The organism is Blautia sp. An46, assembly GCF_002161645.1.
In the GTDB taxonomy this organism is placed as follows: Bacteria; Bacillota; Clostridia; order Lachnospirales; family Lachnospiraceae; genus Blautia; species Blautia ornithocaccae.
This window is the reverse complement of record NZ_NFIF01000005.1, coordinates 135,829-158,714: the sequence shown is the minus strand read 5'-3', so window position 1 is coordinate 158,714 and position 22,886 is coordinate 135,829. Positions and strand designations below refer to the sequence as shown.

The 22,886-nt window shown below is 45.7% G+C and carries 14 protein-coding genes; 2 read left to right on the top strand and 12 right to left on the bottom strand.

The annotated features are described in order from the left end of the window. Positions 1 to 8 precede the first annotated feature (8 nt). Both B5G00_RS06090 and B5G00_RS06085 read right to left on the bottom strand, forming a co-directional pair. Positions 9 to 209 (bottom strand): hypothetical protein, encoded by a 201-nt coding sequence (locus B5G00_RS06090; protein ID WP_087270087.1) that lies wholly within the window; start codon positions 207 to 209, stop codon positions 9 to 11. After that, positions 210 to 1,904, bottom strand: coding sequence for a M14 family metallopeptidase (locus B5G00_RS06085; protein ID WP_087270084.1), 1,695 nt, complete (start codon positions 1,902 to 1,904; stop codon positions 210 to 212). It lies immediately after the preceding gene. Positions 1,905 to 2,203: 299 nt separating this feature from the next. Between B5G00_RS06085 and B5G00_RS06080 the strand changes: the two genes are divergently transcribed. After that, a complete protein-coding gene (locus B5G00_RS06080; protein ID WP_087270081.1) occupies positions 2,204 to 3,196 on the top strand; it encodes a Fic family protein in 993 nt (330 codons plus the stop codon). Between the two features lie 184 nt (positions 3,197 to 3,380). Here the strand turns inward: B5G00_RS06080 and B5G00_RS06075 are convergent, their stop codons facing one another. From B5G00_RS06075 to B5G00_RS06040, 8 genes are all read right to left on the bottom strand, one after another. Beyond that, complete coding sequence (locus B5G00_RS06075; protein WP_087270079.1) at positions 3,381 to 4,661, bottom strand: adenylosuccinate synthase; 1,281 nt, start codon at positions 4,659 to 4,661, stop codon at positions 3,381 to 3,383. 195 nt (positions 4,662 to 4,856) lie between these two features. Beyond that, positions 4,857 to 6,047: a DUF4179 domain-containing protein gene (locus B5G00_RS06070; RefSeq protein WP_087270076.1), complete on the bottom strand. Its 1,191-nt coding sequence runs from the start codon at positions 6,045 to 6,047 to the stop codon at positions 4,857 to 4,859. Further along, positions 6,041 to 6,574: an RNA polymerase sigma factor gene (locus B5G00_RS06065; RefSeq protein ID WP_242971292.1), complete on the bottom strand. Its 534-nt coding sequence runs from the start codon at positions 6,572 to 6,574 to the stop codon at positions 6,041 to 6,043. Before B5G00_RS06065 ends, B5G00_RS06070 begins: the two co-directional genes overlap by 7 nt. Before the next feature lie 179 nt (positions 6,575 to 6,753). Next, positions 6,754 to 8,046, bottom strand: coding sequence for a Na+/H+ antiporter NhaC family protein (locus tag B5G00_RS06060; protein WP_087270073.1), 1,293 nt, complete (start codon positions 8,044 to 8,046; stop codon positions 6,754 to 6,756). Positions 8,047 to 8,202: 156 nt separating this feature from the next. Beyond that, positions 8,203 to 9,636, bottom strand: coding sequence for an adenylosuccinate lyase (purB, locus tag B5G00_RS06055; RefSeq protein ID WP_087270071.1), 1,434 nt, complete (start codon positions 9,634 to 9,636; stop codon positions 8,203 to 8,205). 71 nt (positions 9,637 to 9,707) lie between these two features. Then, a complete protein-coding gene (locus tag B5G00_RS06050; protein ID WP_087270068.1) occupies positions 9,708 to 10,481 on the bottom strand; it encodes a DUF3808 domain-containing protein in 774 nt (257 codons plus the stop codon). Positions 10,482 to 10,493: 12 nt separating this feature from the next. Next, positions 10,494 to 11,741, bottom strand: coding sequence for a DUF5716 family protein (locus tag B5G00_RS06045; RefSeq protein ID WP_087270065.1), 1,248 nt, complete (start codon positions 11,739 to 11,741; stop codon positions 10,494 to 10,496). Between the two features lie 15 nt (positions 11,742 to 11,756). Beyond that, positions 11,757 to 15,296 carry a DUF5717 family protein gene (locus B5G00_RS06040; protein ID WP_242971291.1) on the bottom strand — a complete coding sequence of 1,180 codons (3,540 nt, stop codon included), beginning with the start codon at positions 15,294 to 15,296 and terminating at the stop codon, positions 11,757 to 11,759. A gap of 142 nt (positions 15,297 to 15,438) precedes the next feature. Between B5G00_RS06040 and B5G00_RS06035 the strand changes: the two genes are divergently transcribed. After that, a complete protein-coding gene (locus B5G00_RS06035; protein WP_087270059.1) occupies positions 15,439 to 16,539 on the top strand; it encodes a pyridoxal phosphate-dependent aminotransferase in 1,101 nt (366 codons plus the stop codon). Positions 16,540 to 17,290: 751 nt separating this feature from the next. Here B5G00_RS06035 and B5G00_RS06030 read toward each other — a convergent pair. Both B5G00_RS06030 and B5G00_RS06025 read right to left on the bottom strand, forming a co-directional pair. Next, a complete protein-coding gene (locus B5G00_RS06030) occupies positions 17,291 to 18,160 on the bottom strand; it encodes a phosphoribosylaminoimidazolesuccinocarboxamide synthase (protein ID WP_087270056.1) in 870 nt (289 codons plus the stop codon). A 158-nt stretch (positions 18,161 to 18,318) separates the two neighbouring features. Beyond that, the gene (locus B5G00_RS06025; protein WP_087270053.1) at positions 18,319 to 22,878 is read right to left on the bottom strand and encodes a PolC-type DNA polymerase III; all 4,560 of its coding nucleotides are present in this window, start codon (positions 22,876 to 22,878) and stop codon (positions 18,319 to 18,321) included. Positions 22,879 to 22,886 lie beyond the last annotated feature (8 nt).

The following is a 22,886-nucleotide window of genomic DNA, read 5'->3' as shown; positions in this document are numbered from 1 at the left end:
TCGCTTTCTTAAGTATGGAAGGAGTATAGCATCTGCTTTTTTTCGCCACAAGCCCGGTCAGGGGTTCCGTTTTTCAGTTTTTTGTGTCTGTCCGGTCCTTCCTGCAGATCCCTGAAATCCCGGCTTTTTTCCCTATTCTCTTTTCTTTCAGGCAAAAAAAATACGGGGAGATAACCCCATCCCCCCGTTAAGATGCTCGGTTTTTTCATTTATGCCTTTACTGCAAAAAGGGCAAACAGCGCATCCGGATTATAAAATTCATCTTTTACTGTATAGATTTTCCTGCTGACGCCGAAATCTACAGACAACTGCTCCACCCCCAGGTTTCCCAGGGTCTCCACATCCCAGGCAGGACGGACACGGCTGCTGATAGGAAGCTGGCGCTTAATCTCCTCACATTCTGCCATCATATCCAGTCCCAGTTTATTGTGGGTATGGTTTTTGGGAAGTTTAGAAGTATCTGCAAAATTTACCGCCCCGTAGTTAGCGTCAAAGTTCAGCAGGATCCCGCCTTTTTTCAGCACCCGCAGCCAGTCTTTGTAAGCCCTGGCCGTATCCGGCAAAGTCCAGGTAAGGTTTCTGGATATCACAACGTCAAAAGTCTCGTCCTCAAAGTCGAGACTTTCCCCGTCCATGATCAGAAACTGACAGCCGGCATTTTCTTCTTCTGCCAGTTCTCTGGCATAGCGGATCATATCCGGAGTCAGGTCTGTTCCTGTAACCTCGTGTCCCATTTTCGACAAAAGAATCGTAAAGAATCCTGCGCCGCAGCCTACGTCCAGAATCCGCAGATTCCCCTGGGGAAGATACTTTTCAATCTCTTCCTGCCATCTTTCGGCAATGGGATCATGGAGCTCCGCCTTCCTCTGTTCCTTAAAGCCGCTGCTGCGTTTTGTCCAATAGTTGGTGATCCGCTCTTTCCGGTTATCCTTCTCCCGGGAAATCTTTCCATAGGCGATCATTGGGCCGGATTCTTCTACCTGAAGACTTCCTGTCTGGTAGAGGATCACCCCATCGTTTTCTCCATAAGCCACTTCCAGAATATGGCCCTGATAATCCTTGACCATTCCCAGGACCTCGCCTGCCCGGATCATATCTCCCGGCATTTTGTTTGGATACCACAGGCCGTTCTGGGAAGCAGACTGGTAAATAATGTCCCTTACTTCCAGAGGATAATAGATCCTATAGTCTTTCTGTCCCAGATAAACCCCCAGATGGCAGAGGATATTCCGCACGTCCCTCCGTGTAGAATGGGATTCCTCTCTGGTCCAGGCTCCCATGCCTCCTCTTTCAATGAGAATACTGGGGATCCCGTAGGCGTAAGCCGCATAGTTATAACAGCCTCCCTTGGCCACTGTAGAGCAGACCATGTAGGGTACGTCCACCTGCTGGGCCATCTCCCTGGAGATTTTTACCGTCTCTTCTGAAGCCTGTCCTGCATAATACACATAGGGGGCAAGCTGTTCATAGCTGTCTCCGCTGTGAAGGTCAATATAATAATCTGCTATAGGAAAAAGTTCCTTTTCGATTCCCCAGGCCAGCCGCTCCATCTGGGTTCCCTCCCTGTTTCCAGGGAATACCCGGTTGAGATTCTTCCCGTCCTCATATCCGAAACTGCCGCTTCTGTTTTCAAAAGCTTCCCGGTTGATAACCTTTACGATCACTACTGTTCCTGCAATTTTTTCTGTTTTCAGCCTGTCGGCCAGTTCTACAGCCGCCTGGATCCCTACATATTCTTCTGCATGGATCCCCGCAGTGATCAGTACCGTCTTTCCCGGCTCTTCTCCGTTTAAAATAGTAACAGGAAGCTGAAATTCTCCATCTGCCACAGACAGGAATCCACTGGCTTTTTCTCCTGGTCTTACACTGAAAGTTCCTAACTGAAAAATTCCGTTTTCGCTCATTTCTCCGTCCTTATCTCTGTTCTATCCTAAAGTAATACAAGTTTTTGGCAAGGGACTGTCCCCTCTTTTGTGTATAAAGGTTCAGACACTCCTCCTATACTGAGGGTTAGTTTATCAAAAAATTAACAGTCCTACAAGCCCGGCAGGGGGATATAAATTTCCGATCAATTATTTTTCTCTAATGGTAACGGAAAAGAAAAATATATAATTCGATATGAACATTGAAATCTTCTTAAGATACTTGTATAATAAAGAAAGATAGTACGCAAGATAATACGTAAGACTGTGGAGGTGTTTTTATGGGAGAATATAAGCCGCCTTTTACAATAACAAATGAAATACTGTCATATGTATCATCTATTTCTGAAAAAATAGGGCGCATAACAGCCACTAACAATCTGGAAGCAAAACCGCATTTGAGAAAGAATAATAAAATCAAATCGATTCATTCCTCTTTGAAGATCGAGGCCAGTTCTCTGACTTTGGGACAGGTCAGAGATGTAATCAACGGAAGGGCTGTACTGGGTGAGCAAAAAGAAATCCAAGAAGTAAAGAATGCCTATGCTGCGTATGAACGGCTTTCACAAATTGATCCCTATAATATTCGGCATTTGAAACAGTTCCACGGGATTATGACTAAGTACCTTGTAGAGGAGTCCGGTGATTTTCGTTCGGGCGAAGAAGGTGTTTTCAACGGCGATCAATGCATCTTCATGGCTCCTCCGGCACAGTTTGTTCCACAGCTTATGGAGAAATTGTTCTTCTGGATGAACGCTGCACGAAAGGATGTTCACCCATTGATTTTGAGCAGCGTATTTCACTATGAGTTTGTATTTATCCATCCATTTTCAGATGGTAATGGCAGAATGGCAAGGTTGTGGCACACGGCTATTCTTTCCAAATGGAAACCAATATTTGAATATATTCCCATTGAAAGCCAGGTTGAGAAGTTCCAGGACGAATACTACGAAGCCATTGCTAAGTGTCATGTTGCTGGAGAATCTACAATTTTTATCGAGTTTATGTTGTCTCAAATTGATGCGATTCTGGATGAAATTTCCGTGCAGATCAGTGAAGAAAACGAACATCTTTCAGAAGAGGTTAAAAAGCTGCTTGAAGTCATGGAATATGATATTCCTTATAAAAGTAAAGCTCTTATGGAAAAGTTGGGGCTAAAATCCAGAGAGGGCTTCCGCAGAAATTATCTGCATCCTGCTATTGAATTAAATCTCATCAGGATGACAATTCCTGATAAGCCGAACAGCAGAAATCAAAGATATATAAAGATTTAAGTCATTGTCCATCGAGGATAAAAGGAGCTGTCACATTAATCAAAGTCGAGAATAGTTATACATATTCCTGACATATGACTAATACGGCAGCTCCTCTCCTAAAGTCTTATAAAATTTTCTTTTTAAATTTTACTGTTTTATGACTATCCAGCTAAACTGCATTGCCTCTTCTCGGCATATGCTGTTATTTTCTATAGATAATATCCTCTCTGCTTGGTCCGTTGGAGATCATGGTGATGGGGAATCCCAGCTTCTCCTCTACGAACTCAATATATTTCCGGCAGTTCTCCGGAAGATCTTCATATTTCTTAATGCCTCTGATATCGCATTTCCATCCCGGCAGCACTTCCAGTACCGGTTTTGCCTTCTCCAGAAGATGTGTTGTCGGAAATTCTGTAGTTACTTCTCCGTCAATCTCATAGCCCACGCACACGGGAATCTCATCTAAATATCCCAGTACGTCCAGTACCGTAAAGGCCACGTCTGTAGTTCCCTGGATACGGCAGCCGTATTTGGAAGCCACACAGTCGAACCAGCCCATTCTTCTTGGGCGTCCGGTAGTTGCGCCGTATTCACCGCCATCGCCGCCTCTGCGTCTCAGCTCATCTGCCTCTTCTCCGAAAATCTCAGATACGAAAGCTCCTGCTCCTACAGCACTGGAATATGCCTTGCATACAGTGATTACTTTTTTTATCTCATAGGGGGGAACTCCTGCTCCCACGGCGCCGTAAGCTGCCAGAGTAGAAGAAGAGGTTACCATTGGATAGATACCGTGGTCCGGATCTTTCAGAGAACCTAACTGTCCCTCTAAAAGGATTTCCTTACCCTCTTTCAGGGCGTTCCACAGATACAGAGAAACATCACATACGTAAGGCTCAATCATCTCTCTGTACTGACGCAGTTCTTCCATAATGTCGTCCGGATTCAGAGCAGGTTTGTGATATAAGTGCTCCAGTGTAACATTTTTCTTCTCGCAGACATTTTCTACTTTCTCCCGAAGCTCTGCCTCATCTTCAAAAAGTTCGCTGACCTGGAAGCCGATCTTTGCGTATTTATCTGAATAGAAAGGTGCGATTCCTGATTTTGTGGAGCCAAAAGAATGTTTTCCCAGACGTTCTTCCTCATATTCATCAAATTTAATATGATAGGACATCACCATCTGTGCCCTGTCAGACACCTTGATCTTTGGCATAGGAACGCCCTTCTCCACAATTGACTGAATCTCCTTAAACAGTACCGGGATATTCAACGCCACACCGTTTCCGATCACGCTGGTAGTATGGTCGTAAAACACACCGGAAGGAAGGGTATGAAGTGCGAATTTCCCGTAATTATTTACAATCGTATGACCTGCGTTGGCGCCACCCTGAAATCTGACAATGATGTCCGACTCCTGCGCAAGCATATCGGTAATCTTACCTTTTCCTTCGTCACCCCAGTTGGCCCCTACTACTGCTTTTACCATTTCTTAATTCCTCCTGCTTTCAAGACTTGATAAATCTTATCAATTACTACAGTATCATACTACATTTTCCGACAGAAATCAATAACTCGCTGCAAGCAGCCAGCTATTGATTCTTATATCTGGATTCTAAACTGCTGCTTCTGTTATTCCAACTCAGGGTATCCTGTATTTAAAAAATTATACATGGCTTTCCCCTTAATCCTGCTCTTCAAAATGTACTTCTTTTTTATACACTGCCCGTTCTTCCAGCAGTTCCTGAAATCCCGGCTGGTCTGCCTGCCCCTTGAGCTCATCCATATATTCCACATAATCGCAGATATAAACAGTTACTGTAGAAATATCATGGCCATATATGGGGAGGGCTTCAGAGTTGCCCTCTGCCATCCGGATCATTTTGCCCTCTGCATCCAACAGAGCAGCGTAATAATCTGCCGGATCCGCTTCTCCTGTATAGAGTTCCTTTACCGAAATTTCAAAAGGTGTTACCATCACAGATTCCAGGCCGATCCCCTGTTCATTTGTCTCATTGATCTCTACAGTCTGTACCCTGGAATCGTCAGGGCTTACTTCTATCTGAAACTCCCAGTTGCCTTCTACAAACCACTGCTCATGAGTATTCGGCCAGGTATCCCAGCCTTCTTCTTGGGCGGCAGTCTCAATCTCTTTCATTGCTTTCTCCCACTGCTCATCCGACATAGCTTCCAGTTCCTCCTGGGTATATCCTATGTCAAGAGTATCCGGATTTTTCAAATCTCCTACCACCTGGCTGATCTTCAGGTCTACCTGGATATTTTCTCCTGCTTCTGCTCCTCTGCCTGGCAGATCCAAACGGACCACACCCTCATATGTGTAGTCATCCACATAGTCTCCTGTAGGATAGGCAAAAACATAGTCCGTCTCCGATTCAAAGCTGTACTCCGCCTGCCCTTCCAAAATCAATACAGGTCCTGTGCTTTCCTCTCGTGTCTCCTCAAAAGGTGTCTCCGACTCCATCACATAGGAAATGTACAACGCCTCTGGACTGCAGTAAGTTTCTGAAAGCGTCATTGTAATCCCGCTACTGCTGGCAGTAAGGGATCCCCCTGCTTCTCCTGCAGGCTTTACATAGTTTTCATAATCCCCTTTGTACTGAAGCTTTTCCGCCTGGGATTTAAAAATACTTCCCACAACAGGCAGATTCGATGCCCATACAGGATTTGCCGCACATACTCCGAAAAACAACACTCCGCAGGCTGCCACTGTTCCGCCTATGGCTGCTCCTGTTTTTAAAAAGTTTTTCTTCTTTACCGGCTCTGGTTTCTGTTCTATTTGTTCCAATATATCTTCAAATTTTCTGTGAAAAGCAGCGTCCGGATTTGGCCCACTCCATTTTTCCCGTTTCAGCATGTCACTTCCTCCTTATCTCCTAAAAGCTCTCTGAGTCTGGTTCTTGCCCTGTAAAGGCGGGTCTTCACTGTAGATTTTCTTGTTCCCGTGATCCTGGAAATTTCTTCAATAGAAAATCCATCAATATAAAACAGTGATACTGCTACTCTTTGTTCTCTTGGAAGAAGCAGGATTGCCTGATACAGCTCCGAATAAGAAGCCGCCTGCTCTGCCTCTTCCTGATCCATATACTCCTCATAAGCTAAGATCTTCTTCTGATGTCTCTGAATCCTGTAACATTCATTCAGAAAGATCCGCACAAGCCAGCTTCTGAAATACCGCTCTTCTCTGAGAGAAGGCAGATTTTCGTAGGCCTTCAGAAGAGCTTCCTGGACTGCATCCGCCGTATCCGTCTCATTGCGCAGAACAGAAAGAGCTGTGTGATACAGCATTTCTTCCACCGCCCTTACTTCTTCTATAAACTCCTCTTTCTTCATGGTCTCTCCTCTGCTATCTTTTTCCTTCATACCCGGCCAGGTAATTTTCAAACAGTTTTCCTGTTTACATAGACTAGATGGATAAGTAAGGAAAAAGGTTCCCTGAAAATTTTATCTTTATAGATTTTTAACCTGGCCCGCAGCAGGCATGGAAAAGCGGTCCATCCTACAAGATAGACCGCTTTCATATTCTCTTTATAAAATTTTCTCTATCACCACTACAGAAGGGATTAATTTTTCCTGCTCCTGAATAAAATAAACAGCACGGCGCTGACTCCCATTAAAATGGGGTAATAAAGATAAGGCATGATCTCCACAGGAGATATAGCCGCCATTCCTGCTGCTGTAAGAAGCTGAGCACCGTAAGGAATAACACCCTGTCCTACTGAAGCAAAAATATCCAGAAGAGAGGCGCTGCGCTTAGGGGAAATATGAAATTCGTCGCTGATTTCCTTTGCAATAGGCCCTGCCATAACAATGGCTACTGTATTATTCGCTGTACAGCAGTCTACTAAAAACACCAGGACAGATATGCCGAATTCTCCTCCCCGGGCTCCGCTGATTTTGCTTTTGATCACATTTAAAATAAACTGAATACCTCCGTATTCCCGGACCAGAGCCACAATAGCCGCCACGATAATAGAGATTACGGTAATATCATACATGCTGGTAACGCCCTCTCCCATTTTCTGGAACAGTTCTCCAAAGGCAAAGGCTCCCGTAGCCACTCCTACAATGGCAGACAAAATAGTTCCTGCAATAAGGATCACAAACACATTGACTCCAATAAGAGCCCCGATAAGCACTACCAGATAGGGGATTACCTTTATGATCTCATACTCATAGGAAGATTTATCCAGCACAAGATTTCCTGACTGGGCTCTCGCCACAAAGAAAAAGATTATAGCAGTAATAATTGCCGCCGGAAGGACAATGAGAAAGTTTTCTTTAAATTTATCCTTCATCTCACAGCCCTGGGTACGGACTGCCGCAATGGTGGTATCTGAAATCATAGACAGATTATCTCCGAACATGGCTCCGCAGACCACGGCTCCCAGGCAGAGAGGAGCTCCCAGACCTGTTTCCTGGGCAATTCCCACACCGATAGGGGCCATGGCCGTAATGGTCCCAACAGAGGTTCCCATAGACACGGAAATAAAGCAGCCGATAATAAACAGCCCCATTACCGCCACAGAAGGAGGCATCAGGGAAAGTCCCAGAATTACGGTACTCTCTACTCCTCCCGCTGCACTGATAGTTCCTGAAAAAGCACCTGCAGCCAGAAAAATCAGACACATGGTCACAATATTTTCTTCTCCGATACCTTTAGATATAATAGTCAGTTTATCTGCAAACCGCAGCCGCCGGTTCTGGCAGAAAGCTACGGTCAAGGCGATCAGGAATCCTACAATAGCAGGCATTGTATAGAAATCCCCGGACAAAATCCCTGCGCCTAAAAAGATTACCAGAAACACCCCGATGGGCAGCAGTGCCCGGGGATTCCCCTTGCTTTTATCTCTCATATTTCTCTCCTTTTCTGGAAGGAAAAAGGCCGCCCGAAAAGCCGGACAAGGAAATACCAGTTGCTTTCCTCTCCTGCTTTTCTTCAGGCAGCCTTATCCATTTTTCTTTATTTCATTGATGGTATTATTCAGTTATCCCGGTCACTGTTTTCCTGCTTATACATTAATCTCTGCTGTCATGCCAAGGACCTCTTTGTTAGCCTCAAGCACAGGATTTACCACGTTCTTCAGGAAAGCGTCTACCTGTACAGAAGCCCGTCCTGTATATTTTGCAGGATCCATGGTCTTCTCCAGGTCCTCCAAAGACATATTAAAAGCTGGATCAGCAGCGATCAGCTCCAGAAGATTATTCTCTTTTCCTTCTGCCTTTACATTTCTTGCTGCAACCATAGACAGCTCACGGATTTTTTCGTGAAGTTCCTGACGGTCCCCTCCTGCCTTTACAGCATCCATCATAATGTTCTCTGTAGCCATGAAAGGCAGCTCGCTTCTTAACCGTTTTTCAATAACCTTAGGATATACCACCAGTCCGTCCACTACGTTCAGGCACAGATCCAGGATACCGTCAACAGCCAGGAATCCTTCCGGAACAGAAAGACGTTTGTTGGCGGAATCGTCCAGGGTTCTCTCAAACCACTGGGTAGCAGAGGTGATCGCAGGATTTAATGCGTCTACCATTACAAATCTGGACAGAGAGGCAATACGCTCGCTGCGCATAGGATTTCTCTTATAAGCCATAGCAGAGGAACCGATCTGGCTCTTTTCAAAAGGCTCTTCCACTTCTTTCAGGTGCTGAAGAAGACGGATATCATTGGAGAATTTATGGGCGCTGGCAGCAATTCCTGCCAGAATATTCAGGACTCTGGTATCTACTTTTCTGGAATAAGTCTGTCCGGATACAGGATAGCAGGCTTTGAATCCCATTTTCTCAGCAATCATAGGATCGATCTTGTCAATAGTCTCCTGAGCTCCGTCAAAAAGCTCCAGGAAGCTGGCCTGAGTTCCTGTAGTTCCTTTAGAGCCCAGAAGTTTCATAGTGCTGAGCACATAGTCCAGATCCTCTAAATCCATTAAAAATTCCTGCATCCACAAAGTAGCTCTTTTTCCAACTGTCGTAGGCTGTGCAGGCTGAAAATGAGTAAATGCCAGTGTAGGAAGGTCCTTATTTGCATCGGCAAATTTAGCCAGCTCGGCAATCACATTGAGCAGTTTTTTCCGAACCAGTTTTAATGCCTCTGTCATAACGATAATGTCTGTATTGTCTCCTACGTAGCAGCTTGTAGCGCCCAGATGAATGATTCCCTTCGCCTTGGGGCACTGTACGCCGTAAGCATATACATGAGACATTACGTCATGGCGCACTTCCTTTTCTCTGGCTTTGGCAACATCGTAATTAATGTCGTCTGCATGGGCTTTCAGCTCATCGATCTGTTCCTGGGTAATGTTCAGTCCCAGCTCTTTCTCTGTCTCTGCCAGAGCGATCCACAGTCTTCTCCAGGTGCGGAATTTCATATCCGGAGAAAAAATATACTGCATTTCTTTGCTGGCATAACGCTCGGACAATGGACTTACATATCTGTCTGTACTCATACTATCTACCTCTCTGCTTTCTTTTTTCAAAACTTCTTGCATTATATATCATCATCGAAAAAAACACAACACTAAAAGCCTGTGCTCCGGTGATAATCACGGATAAACTGTCCCAAAAGTTCCTGAGGCTCTCCCTGGGGAGGCGGCGCCTGTTCTCCCGCCTCTTTCAGACTGTTCCTTACCTCTTCTTCCAGCTCCCCGGAGGCTTCCATTTCCCGGCAGATGCTGGAAAAAGAACTTTCATCCATCAGACAGCAGGCCGTAAGATAATGTTTCAGAGCCTGCCGGGTGTTCAGAAGCCTGTAGGCCTTCAGGAAACATTCAGAAGCCTCTTTAAACTGGAAAAGATACATATAGGCACAGCCCATATTGTGGTAGATCCCTCCGTTGAACTGCTGTCCCAGGCCTTCTTTATCCTCTTTTCTCAGCGCATTTTCGTAAATCCGCAGGGCATTTACATACATTTTATTCTCTACCAGATAGTCTCCTTTTTTCTTCTCTCTCTGGACTGCCGGCTGCTGCTGAAGCAGGTTCAGATTTTCATTGAGCTTCTTAAACTCCTGGTGGGACAGATAATTGATTTCTTTAAACACCGCCAGAATAAATTCTGAGGTTCCTTCCTCGTCTTCCAGCACCTTATACAACCTCCGGTAAAGTCTTTCCAGTCCCAGTTCCTTCCGTATCCAGTCACACAGATGCTCATTTAAGATTGTTTCATCTAAAAGATAAATATTGTGGTAAAAATAATAACACAGCTCTTCAATGCTGTAGATGTTTGTACTGATGTTCTCAATGTAATAGGGCATAGAGGCCCGTTTCACCTGACATAAAATATAACTTCCCATTGTGCGCCTCCTTTACCACGATACCTTTTCTGTCCAGACCATTCCTGAAGAAGGATAAAGGTCTCCAAATCCCATATCTTCAGCCCGGACCACGCACATCTCTTCTGATTCATAATAGATCGTCAGGCCAATCCTGGTGGTCTTGTTGGGGCGTTTTGGAAGTCCCGGCAGCTTCATGGAAAATCTGGTCCTGGCGCCGCCTTCCATGGGGATCACCGTAAATTCCAAGTCTTCCTTATCATCTAAGATTATCTCCAGATAGGTATGGATCTCATACCAGTTCTTCCCTGCTTCCACCAGCAGATATGATTTCAGAGAGCCCCCTGTAATCACATCCATGCTCACATTTTTTCTTACCAGAGAAGGGCTGAGATAAAGATATCCCTTGAGATTTTCCTCTCCGCATTTCTCCTTGCCGCCGTAGCAGGCCCCTTTTACATAAAGGTTATTGCCGTAAAATACATGGCGCTGATTCCGGCAGAGATAAGGGGTAGAGCGTTTTGCCCACTCCTGGTCAAACCCATCTCCCACCATATAAATGCTGGAATAAGTATCGTTTCCGCAGGACTGAGAAATCAGACGGAAAAAATTCTCATCTCTTTCCTGAGGGTCCTGGGCAAGCTCTGCGCTCTTTCCATGCTCGATCCATGCCGTTGCCGGTCTCCGCTGGTTATCCACCACCAGTCTGGCAAAAGACACCTTATCTTTTTCAAAAAGAAACCAGCCAATCTTCCTGGTCCAGTTGTCCTTCCTGTGATTCATTACATAATAATAAAAGCTCTCATCATAATCCTGGACCCAGATCTGACTTCTGGAAAATCCCATCTGAGCTCCTGCCTGATAAACCGCCTGGATAACAGCAGGAGAAAGCCTGGGAACAGTAACCATCACTGCCTTGATCTGCCGTACCGGCTCTCCGATCCCCAGAAGCGAGATGCACCCTCTGAGATAAATTTCCATCAGTTTTCCCGGTGTATATTTTTCACCGTCTATTTCCACTTCCTGGTCCTGATTCCAGATTCCCAGCAGGCCTGTTACTGGAAGTTCCATTTCCTGTCTGGAAAAATATTCCGCTTCTATCCCATAATGCCAGATTTCTTTTCCCTGCCTCTTGGACAGCAGAGTTGGAAAGAGATACTGATTGCTGCCTGCCTTTACGGAAACAGAGATAGGCTCCCGCTCTTTCCGGTCAAAATAGCAGAGCTGAGACTGTTCTTTTCCGATTTCCAGTCCTGCAATGATGTTTCTTGTCTCATTCATATTCTCTCGCCTCCTTTAGTCCATAAGGGGAAACAGGGCAGAAGCCTGATATTCCTTCTTTACGTATTCTGCGGTCATGGTTTCCAGCTCTTTTTGCCGGCCCTGGTCTTTCATTTTCAGCATAGCGTTGAGCATCTGATATTTGCTGCTTCCAGATGTCTCTCCTTCTTCTACAGTAAGCACTTCTTCCTGTGTTCGGGAAATTTCTCCCTTCCTATTGATTTCAAAGTAATAATGGAGCCGTTCTCCGTAGAACAAAACAAACTCTTTATTATAAATCCCCTGATATCTCTCTTTCACCGGCTCTGCTCTTTCTTCTCCTGTACCCTGAGAGTCTTCTACAAAGTAATGAAGAGTGACCTTAGCCCCGGGACCTGCCTTGCACTGTACGAAAACCTTATCTTCCATCTGGCAGAACTGGAGAAGCTCCTTAGGAAGGTTTCTGAAAAAGGCAAATTTCAGCCGCTGGCCGGCACATTCCTGAAGGATTTTTTCCGCCCTTTCCTTTCTTTCCTGATTCCATTCATTCTCAGATGCATAGTTTTTCAAAAGGGCCAGACGGCAGATAATATCGCTCTCCCAGTCTTTTTCCGTAATCTTTTCCAGGGCTTCGAACAGGAATGGATCTACTTGTCTTCCTCCCACAAAATATCCATAAGATTCAAAGGTCAGATAGGCCAGGATCACCTGTTCTCTGCCTCCCTGACGGATATACTCCTTCAAAACTGTAAGTCCTTCCTGGGGATAACACCTGGTAAACATACTGTACACCAGGATTTTTTCTTCTAACTGGTAACAATCCACCCCAAATCCCATGGCTCGTTTCCACAGTTTCAGGGTTTCCTCTACAGGGCCTTCAAAGTGTTTTACCAGATATCTTAGAAGCACCTCATCGTAAATCCCCTTTTTTACAATGTATTCTGTCAAAAGCAGCAGTTCTTCCTCGTATTCGTACTCCAGGTTCAGGATCATCTGGCTGCAGAGTCTGAGGAGGATGGGCATTTCTATTTCCTCATAACCATACTCACAGATTAAGTCATAGGCTCCCACAAACATGTCCTGCTTTACCAGGATGGTGATGAGAAGGCTTTTATTTACTCTGGCAAATCCCCGGAAATCCATTTCTCTGAGAGACTCTCTCAGATTCCGGTTATCCATATTTGTCTCATAATACATCAGAAGGCGTCTGCGGATTTCCTGCCGGTAATCCTCCCGGAAAACTTCCTGGTTAAGGACTGCCTGAAAGCTGGAAATATTCTCACTGGTCACCTGATTTTCATGGCTGTATTCTCCGCAGGTGTGGAGCAGCATACCCGGATTCCGAAGGCCATCTTTGGCCAGTTTAGGCGCCAGCTCCTCAATGTCCAAAAGACTGTGGATATTGTAGTCCACTGTGCCGGCATAGCGTCTCTGACTGCTGTCTTCAAAAATAACTGCTGCATCTTTTGTATACAGAGAAATGTAAGCAGTCCTGTCTGTACACAGATAAACCTGCTCTTCTTTAAGAGCCCCATGGCTGACGATCACCTTCCGGATCTTGGGATCGTCGCAGTACAGTCTGTAGGTAAAGAGCACTCTGGCCAGAGCTGCTCTTATATTTTCATCTTGGGAATTCACGCAGAATTCCTGATATACAACAGCAAAATCTTCGTTAATCCTGCCCTCTTTAATCTTTTCACAGGCAAATTTTTCCATGTTGCTCCGGTAGGCGTTGTAGGTCTCTTTATCCAGCTCCTTATTCCGGATCACATTGCTGTAAACAAATGCCTTCTTGTTATCACTTAATGTATTATTATATCCAAAATACAGCCGTATGACCTTCGGCAGCACTTTCTGATAGTTCCGGCTCATGGTCTCCACATAATACTCATAGAGCCCTGTAATCTTCAGATCTGCTTCTACTGCCAATTCATACCACTTAAAATATTCTTCCCGTCTGGGCTCTCCCTTCATAATGTGCTGGCAGATTCCTGACACAGTATGGGAAGAGGGATACAGGTCATAAATGTATTCCAGAATCTTATAGACTGGTCTGGAAAAATGCTTCATCTGGCCGGCCAGATCCACTGCCCGAAAAGCCATCTCCTCTGTGAGAAGTCCGTATTTCTTTGCGAACATATAGACCTGAAGGGTAAAGCTGTTCATCTTCCGGAACACAGAGCCGTCCTGGGCCGCCAGACTGCAGGCTTCCAGGTACAGAAACGGGCTTCTGCATCCTGTACGGTACTCCTCCTCCAGGAGAAACATCTTTCTGGACTGTGGCCTTATCTCCTGGGAATCCAGCTCAAAGATCATAGCCAGAAGAAGGTAGCTGTCATTTCTTCTCTGGTGAAGCTGGCGGAGTCTTTCCAGAACTTCCTTTCTGGGAAGAACGCTTCTGCCTGCCAATTCACACAGATAAAGAAAGGCCCCTTCCAGAATCTCTTCATTCTTCACCCTCTGATTATTCTCCAGGGAATCCAAGAGGATTTTTGCCTCGTAAGGCCGCTTATCCAGAACTGCTGCATAAGCTTCGAACAGCTGGCATTCCACAGAATAGTAGCCCTTATCCTTCATATCTGCCAGCAGTTCCTTTGTCCTGGCACCCCACTGTTCCAGAGGCAGTTTTCCAATCCGCATCATAAGGAAATCTTTGGAGGCTTCCAAACATTTCTTCTTCTCATAAGAAGCCACATTTACCTGAAGCTTCTTCCCCTTAGAGGCCATAATCTCATAGGTAAGGGTCTGGTATACTGTTTTAATCCGGATCCTGCCGAAATTATTCCCTCTTCCCAGATACTCCCGGCGGATGATATATTCCAGTTCATAGACACTTCCGATAAAGTGCCCGTCGTGAATATTCTTTTTCTCTACTTCCAGGAAATCTCCTTCTACAGAAATCTCCGCTCTTAAAAAGCCCCAGCCGCTGCGGCGTATCCTCAGGGTGTCCTTTAAAGAAGACTGAACTTCATAAAGCTCCAGACTGTCCCTTTCCAGGCTCAGACTTACCGGTTCTTTTAAATCACCGCTTATGAGAAACTCTTCCAGATTCTGATAGGGCGCAGGGGTTTTTACCATAGCCCGATAACAGGGGAGCAAACCCTCCCGACCTGCCAGAAGACTGATAAAAGAAGGCTCCACAAAGAGCTGATAGGCTTCTCTGAAGTCTTCTTTTGCCAGCTTCACGAAATCTTCCAGGGTCCGTACAGCCCCCTGAGAAGTCCTGACTTCCGGGGTTTTTACCGCAATCGAAAAAGGCACCCTGTATTCTCCGATACTGGTGCTTAAAACGATTTCCCCCTCTATTTTATCACCACTTTTTAAACCTTTAGCATCTACCCCATAGGGCAGCACCGGCTGCTCTCCGGAGAACCTTTCTTTTCCAAGGAGCAGCCTCCTGTGAGAGGAATAGGCCATTCCCTTAATTCTTCTTTTATCTTCTGCCGCAAACTGCAGCTCTCCTTTAAATTTTTCCTCCGGCGTTACGGAAAACACCAGCTTTTCCTGGGAGAGAAGGAGCCCGGGCACTTCATATTCAAATCTTCCGTTTATCAGTTGTTCCATTCGTGCTTTCAAATTATCACCCTTACCCTGTCTGTATATTTTTATTGAACTCTCCGCAATATTCTGCTACTATGGATTATACACTACAAAGGTCTGCCGTGCAACTCGAATACACGACATGGCTCTTGGAAAAACCTTGCAGGGAGGTGCTATCATGCTGAAACATAAAGACCATTTCCACGGCAGCGACCTGGAAAAAATCGAAGAAATATACCATATAAAGAAAGAAGATATTACCAGTTTTTCCGCCAATGTGAATCCCCTGGGGATCTCCCCTCTTCTTCGGGATACCCTGGCGAAACACGTAGATGCCATTACCAGCTACCCGGACCGGGAGTACACTCAGCTTCGGAAAAGTATCTGCGCCTATACCGGGGCAAACTTTGAAAACATCATCGTGGGCAACGGCTCCACAGAACTGATCTCCCTTTTTATCCAGACGACTCATCCTAAAAAAGCCCTGATCCTGGGACCTACCTATTCAGAATATGAGCGGGAGATTTCTCTGGAAGGGGGACATACTCTCTACTATCCTCTGAAAGAAGAAAATAATTTCCAGATGGATGTGGAGGATTTCTGCAGACAGCTCAATGACAGCCTGGATCTGCTGGTGCTGTGCAATCCCAACAACCCCACTTCCACCGCTGTTGCCAGAAAAGACATGCGGAAGATCCTGGACTGCGCCCTCCAGCATGGAATCTCTGTAATGGTGGACGAGACCTACGAGGAATTTACTCCTGAAGGAAGCAAGATTTCCTCAATCCCTCTCACCAACAACTATAACAATCTTATTGTCCTTCGTGGGATCTCCAAATTTTTCGCCGCTCCCGGCCTGCGGCTGGGCTATGCGGTAACAGGAAACCCGGATCTTCTGAAGTATATCAATACCAAGAAAAATCCCTGGACCATCAACAGTCTGGCGGAAATCGCCGGCTGCATTATGTTCTCAGATAAAGATTATATTGATAAGACTAAAGCACTCATTACCGAGGAGCGTCAGCGGATGTATGAGACTCTGTCCTCCTGGAAAACTGTGAAAGTCTACCCCTCCTGCACCAACTTTCTCCTGGTCAGGATTCTCCGGGAAGATGTAACTTCCGATATGGTCTTCGACCACTGTATCCGTAAAGGACTGATGATCCGGGACTGTGCAACTTTCCCATTCCTGGATTCCTCTTATATCCGGTTCTGCGTCATGAGCCCGGAGAAAAATGATGAACTGCTGGAAGCCTTTCGGGAGGTTTTAGGGGAATAGATATCTTTTAAAAAATCTGAGAAAGTAGTTTCTCATCCAATTTGCAATTACAATAAATGCGTTTTCCGGGTTTTTATAGTATAAGGGTATATTGCAAAGAAAAAGCACATATGCTATAATGCCAATAGGCAAAAGTGATGAAAGCCCAAGCCCATATGGCAAAATGAAAACCCTGGAGATGGCGGTCTCCAGGGTTTTCTATTCCGTTTTGGCAGGGTGGCTTATGCCCTAGGCTGGTTGCTTTTACCTCTTATCTCTGTCCAGCCATTTGCAGATGAGGTGGCAAGCCACACCTGCCGTAACAGAGATAATAAAAGTGATGAAAAAATCTCCCATATGACAACCCTCCTTCCTGTGCCAATATAGGAGGGGCAACGGTGTCATTATAGCATAAGCTGGAAAATAAGTACAATATGTATTTCATAAATAAGATAATAGGAGAAATTTTAATGAAAAGAATCTGTTTCGCATATGATATACTCTTTGCGAACAGCGGCATGCTACGGCCTGTTTTGCGGAGCTGAGCGGCCAGGATTTCTTTTGATTTAAAGACTCCCCATCCCTCATAATGGAAGAATGACTCTGGTGTTTCTTTGGGGACGGTATAAAAACCGCCGCAGGGCAGATCCTGGCATACGCTCAGAATAAAGCAGCTACCATATCCTTCTATGTAAGACCCCCCCGAAGGCCTATGGCCTTCGAGGGGTTCCATCTCTGCATTTTTAATTTTTATTGAAAGCACTTTTTCTCTTTAGAATTTCTCGCCGGAAAGCAGTTCGTAAGCTTCTACATACTTATCTACTGTCTTTTCAATCACATCATCTGGCAGTAAGAAATCGCTGTCCGGATGTGCCTTCAGCCAGTCACGAACATACTGCTTATCAAAGGAAGGCTGTCCCTGTCCCGGCTTGTAGCCTTCCAGAGGCCAGAATCTGGAGCTGTCCGGTGTCAGCATTTCATCGCCCAGAACTACTTCTCCATTCTCATTTAAACCAAACTCAAATTTAGTATCTGCAATGATAATGTTCTTTGTAAGAGCGTATTCTGCGCATTTTTTATATAATGCAAGAGTATAATCACGGATTTTTTCTGCATACTCTCTTCCTTTTCCCGGATAAGATTTCTCCAGGATTTCTACAGTAGCCTCAAAGGAAACATTCTCGTCATGGTCTCCCAGCTCAGCCTTTGTACTTGGTGTGTAGATAGGCTCCGGCAGCTTGTCTGATTCCTGCAGACCTTCCGGCAGCTTGATTCCGCAGACAGTGCCGTCTTTCTGATAGCTGGCCCAGCCGCTTCCTGTAATATAACCTCTTACGATACATTCGATAGGAAGCATTTCCAGCTTCTTGCACATCATCACATGTCCTTCAAACTCCGGTTTCTGGAAGAATTCCGGCATGTCTTTTACATCTGTGGAAATCATATGGTTCGGAACGATATCCTTTGTAAAGTCAAACCAGAATTTGGACATTTTTGTAAGGACCACGCCCTTGTTTGTAATGGTGTTCTTCAGAATATAGTCAAATGCGGAAATTCTGTCTGTTGCATAGATTACCAGATTTTCTCCGATATCAAAGACCTGACGAACTTTTCCTTCTTTAAATGGTTTGTACTCCTGCATATTATTCACCTTTCTTTATGATTTATTTTTTACCCCTACTATTGTACCAAATTTCTCGAAAAAGGGAATAGAAAAGCGAAAAAAAGTGGATTTTCTTACATAAAGGATCTCCAATACCCACTTTTCTCGCATTGCTCTCTCTGATAGCTACTGAAAATTTATTGGAAATCAAATAATGACAACTGATTGGACTTGGGCAGGTTCCCGAAAAGGCCCAGGTCGTTCATCAGATCTATGGTAGAAGCCGTCACCTTTGTCCTGTTCCGGAAGTCATCCAGGGACAGGAAGGGTCCCTCCTCTGCTGCAGCCACCACGGCGTCTGCCGCCCTATCTCCCAGTCCCTCTATGGTATCCAGAGCGGGCATAAGTTTTCCCTCTATGATCTGGAAGGTGTGGGCGTTTGCCTTGTAAATATCAATAGGCATAAACTCAAAACCTCTGGCATACATTTCCTGGACATTTTTCATATCCTTATAAGTATCCTGTTCCTTTTTGCTGAGGGTATCTTTTCTCTTCTCATAGTCATCCATGAAATATTCCAGCTTTTCCTTTCCCTGGCACATCAGCTCATAGGAAAAGGCAGTGGCCCGGATACTGAAATAGGCCGCATAGTAAGCCAGCGGATAGAAAATCTTGCAGTAAGCGATCCTCCACCCCATCATAACATAAGCCGCCGCATGGGCTTTTGGGAACATATACTTAATCTTCTTACAGGAACCAATATACCAGTCCGGGACTCCGTGATTTTTCATTTCTTCTTCCCATTCCGGCTTCAGTCCTTTTCCTTTACGGACACTTTCCATAATGGTAAATGCCAGACCATGCTCCAGCCCCTTGTTGATCAGATAGATCATAATATCGTCTCGAGTACAGATACAGGTGGCAATGGTCGCTGTCCCGGATTTGATCAGATCCTGGGCATTTCCCAGCCATACGTCCGTACCATGGGAAAGTCCTGAAATACGGACCAGATCCGAGAAAGAAGTAGGCTTTGCGTCAATTAACATCTGCATGGCAAATTCTGTTCCAAACTCTGGAATTCCCAGGCAGCCAAGAGGGCAGCCACGGATATCCTCCGGGGTGATTCCAAGGGCGTCTGTATTCTTAAACAGGGACATAACCTCCTTGGAATCCAGGGGTATTTCCCTGGCATTGATCCCTGTCAGGTCCTCCAGCATACGGATCATGGTTGGATCATCGTGTCCCAGAATATCCAGCTTCAGCAGGTTGGAATCAATGGAATGATAATCAAAATGGGTGGTGATAATGTCGCTGTTCATATCGTTGGCCGGATGCTGCACCGGGGTAAATTCTTCAATGTCCCATCCAATTGGGAGGACGATAATACCGCCTGGGTGCTGGCCTGTGGTCCGGCGCACACCTGTGCAGCCCTGGACAATACGGTTGATCTCGCAGTACCGCTTTCTCTGTCCCCGTTCTTCATAGTAATTCTTTACATATCCGAAAGCTGTTTTCTCCGCCAGGGTGCCGATGGTTCCGGCCTTAAAAGTCTGTCCTGCGCCGAAAATAACCTCTACATAGCGGTGGGCTTTTCCCTGGTAATCGCCGGAGAAGTTCAGGTCGATATCCGGCTCCTTGTCTCCCTTAAATCCCAGGAAAGTCTCAAAGGGAATGTCAAATCCCTCTTTCTTTAAAGGCTGTCCGCACACGGGACAGTTTTTATCCGGCATATCACATCCTGCTCTTCCTGAGTAGGCCCGGACTTCCTCGGAATCAAAATCTGCGTAGTGGCAGTTGGGACAGTAGTAATGGGGACTTAGAGGATTTACCTCTGTGATTCCCGACATAGTAGCCGCAAAAGAGGATCCTACTGAACCTCTGGACCCTACAAGATAACCGTCACTGTTGCTCTTCCACACCAGCTTCTGTGCGATCATATACATAACTGCATAGCCGTTGGAGATAATGGAATTCAACTCTCTCTCCAGACGCTCTTCAACCACCTTGGGAAGGTTTTCCCCATAAATCTCATGAGCTTTATTGTAGCAGATTTCTCTGAGCATATTGTCGGAGTTCTCGATAACCGGCGGGCATTTTCCCTTATGGATAGGGGATATTTTCTCCACCATATCTGCAATCTTATTGGTATTGGTAATAACGATTTCTTCTGCCTTTTCTCTTCCCAGATAAGAAAATTCCTCCAGCATTTCCTCTGTGGTCCGCAGGTATAGCGGAGCCTGCTGGTCCGCATCGTCAAAGCCCTTTCCTGCCATGATGATACGACGGTATACCTCGTCTTCCGGATCCAGGAAATGGACGTCACAGGTAGCCACTACCGGCTTATTAAAAGACTCTCCCAGCTTCACAATCTTCCGGTTGATTTCCTGAAGGTCTTCCTCTGTCTGAATATCATCACGGTCCGGATCCCGGAGCATAAAGGCGTTGTTTCCAATGGGCTGGATTTCCAGATAATCATAGAAATTTACGATTCTGGCAATCTCAGCATCTGGTCTGCCGTTTAATACAGCCTGGTAAAGTTCTCCCGCCTCACAGGCTGAACCAATCATCAGCCCCTCCTGGTATTTCAGGTACAGGCTCTTGGGCACTCTTGGCCTCCGGTTGTAGTAGATCAGGTGGGAATCCGATACCAGATGATAAAGATTTACCCTTCCTATATCATTTTTCGCCAGGATAATAGCATGATATGTAGGCATTTTCTGGATAGTGTGGACAGACACTGCCCCTTTCTCGTTGAGCTGGTCCAGATTAAAAATGTCTCTCTCCTCACACATTTTAATAAATTTCACAAAAATCTCTGCCGTACACTCGGCGTCATCTACTGCCCGGTGATGGTTCTGCAGAGATACACCCACAGCTTTTGCCACTGTATCCAGCTTAAACCGGTTCAACTGTGGAAGGAGGAATCGGGCCATTCCTACAGTATCCACAATGGTATCATCTCTGTCAATTCCCAGGTCTTCATAATTCTTTTTGATAAAACTCATATCAAAACCGGCATTGTGGGCCACCATCACTGCCCCCTGGCAGAACTGTTCAAATTCCGGCAGTACCTTGTCGATAGTGGACGCGTCCTGTACCATACTGTCATTGATGCTGGTAAGCTGCTGGATCCGGAAAGGAATGGGAATCTGTGGATTCACAAACTGAGAAAACCGGTCTGTGATTTTTCCATCCTCCACCCGGACAGCGCCGATCTCTATGATTTTATCTTTCATGGCAGAAAAACCCGTGGTCTCTATATCAAAGACCACATAGGTTCCTTGAAGGGACTGGCCCTGGCTGTTGTCTACGATTCCTTTCAGATCGTCTACCAGATAAGCCTCCATGCCATAGATCACCTTAAAATCTGAATCCTGAGGAACCACACCTCCCCAGGCGTCGAAACAGTGGTTGGCCTCCGGAAAGGCCTGGACCACACCATGGTCTGTAATGGCAATGGCCTTATGGCCCCACTCGTAAGCTCTTTTGATGATTGCTTTTGCATCGGACACTCCGTCCATATCGCTCATCTTGGTATGACAGTGGAGCTCTACTCTTTTCTCCGGGCTGTTATCTGTCCGGCTGTTCTCAAAACTGGGGATTTTCTTGATCCCCACTACAGAACCAATGGTCAGTTCACTGTCGTACCGGTCAATAGTAGTGACTCCCTTCAGTTTAATAAAAGCCTTGGCCTTGATCCCTTCCAGGATTTCTCCCACCTGGTCATTTCTGGCAAACATTTTCACAGTAATAGAGTCGCTGAAATCCGTAATGGAAAAGATGATAATGGTCTTTTCGTTCCGGATTTCTCTGGTCTCCAGTGTCATGATCTGTCCCCGGACACAGACTTCTCCCATCTCCGTCTGGATATTTTCCAAGGGAATAGCCTCGTCTTCAAAGTCCCTTCCATAGAGCACATCGGGATTGTCGGAACGCTTTACGCTCCTCTTAAAGTCAGAGAAACTCCGGTCTCCTCTGGCTCTTCCTTTATCGCCTTTAAAGGATTTCCCAGATTTTCCTTCCTTTTCCTGCTTTCCGTTTTTCTCTGTCTTCTTGATTCCAGCCCCGGAGCTTTCTTTTTTCTCTGCCGTTTTGTGGTCTGTCCCGGCGGCCTCCTGTTTCTCCCTGGCGCCCTCTCCTTCAGCCTCCATGGAGTCTTCCTCCTGATGCTTTCCGAAAGAGGACATCTCTATAATATGAGCCGCCTCCTGCTGAAGCTGGAGCTCACTGTTTTTCCGAACCTTGCTTTCTTTGGCTTCCTGGTACTCTGCCTCCACCTTCAAAGAAAAGGCGCAGCGCTCGCAAAAGACCTTTTCTATGTACTGGATAAGCTCATTCTCTTTGCTTTTTGCCAGCACATTGGATTCAAGGACCATGTGCATGGTATCTGTCTGGGGAAACGTAATAACAGCATTCCGGAACATATTAAATACCAGAATGCTGTAATGTTTCAGTTCCAGCGCCATGGAAGAGCGGTACGCATCCAGAAAGATTTCCGGCGTATACTGACTGGAGAGGTCAAACCTCTCCAGGATTTTCACTTTCATAGGCACCCCTGGAAAACATTGGGATGCAATGGTATGCTCCAGGGTGTAAATATATTTCTTATGAATCCACTGCCTGCTGCGGATATAAATCCGGACATGATCCCTTTTCTGGTTAATGGAAACTTTCGTTACCACTACTTCCTCCAGGAGAGCCCGCAACTCTCCCACAAGCTCCAGATTCCGGAACACCTCCAGAAATGCTTTCTCCATGAAGCAAT

What these genes read in the sequence shown, in the direction of transcription:
- B5G00_RS06050 (WP_087270068.1), bottom strand. Translation starts at nt 10,481, where the DNA reads ATGGGAAGTTATATTTTATGTCAGGTGAAACGGGCCTCTATGCCCTAT.
- B5G00_RS06080 (WP_087270081.1), top strand. Translation starts at nt 2,204, where the DNA reads ATGGGAGAATATAAGCCGCCTTTTACAATAACAAATGAAATACTGTCA.
- B5G00_RS06025 (WP_087270053.1), bottom strand. Translation starts at nt 22,878, where the DNA reads ATGGAGAAAGCATTTCTGGAGGTGTTCCGGAATCTGGAGCTTGTGGGA.
- B5G00_RS06075 (WP_087270079.1), bottom strand. Translation starts at nt 4,661, where the DNA reads ATGGTAAAAGCAGTAGTAGGGGCCAACTGGGGTGACGAAGGAAAAGGT.
- B5G00_RS06045 (WP_087270065.1), bottom strand. Translation starts at nt 11,741, where the DNA reads ATGAATGAGACAAGAAACATCATTGCAGGACTGGAAATCGGAAAAGAA.
- B5G00_RS06035 (WP_087270059.1), top strand. Translation starts at nt 15,439, where the DNA reads ATGCTGAAACATAAAGACCATTTCCACGGCAGCGACCTGGAAAAAATC.
- B5G00_RS06070 (WP_087270076.1), bottom strand. Translation starts at nt 6,047, where the DNA reads ATGCTGAAACGGGAAAAATGGAGTGGGCCAAATCCGGACGCTGCTTTT.
- B5G00_RS06060 (WP_087270073.1), bottom strand. Translation starts at nt 8,046, where the DNA reads ATGAGAGATAAAAGCAAGGGGAATCCCCGGGCACTGCTGCCCATCGGG.
- B5G00_RS06030 (WP_087270056.1), bottom strand. Translation starts at nt 18,160, where the DNA reads ATGCAGGAGTACAAACCATTTAAAGAAGGAAAAGTTCGTCAGGTCTTT.
- purB (WP_087270071.1), bottom strand. Translation starts at nt 9,636, where the DNA reads ATGAGTACAGACAGATATGTAAGTCCATTGTCCGAGCGTTATGCCAGC.
- B5G00_RS06085 (WP_087270084.1), bottom strand. Translation starts at nt 1,904, where the DNA reads ATGAGCGAAAACGGAATTTTTCAGTTAGGAACTTTCAGTGTAAGACCA.
- B5G00_RS06090 (WP_087270087.1), bottom strand. Translation starts at nt 209, where the DNA reads ATGAAAAAACCGAGCATCTTAACGGGGGGATGGGGTTATCTCCCCGTA.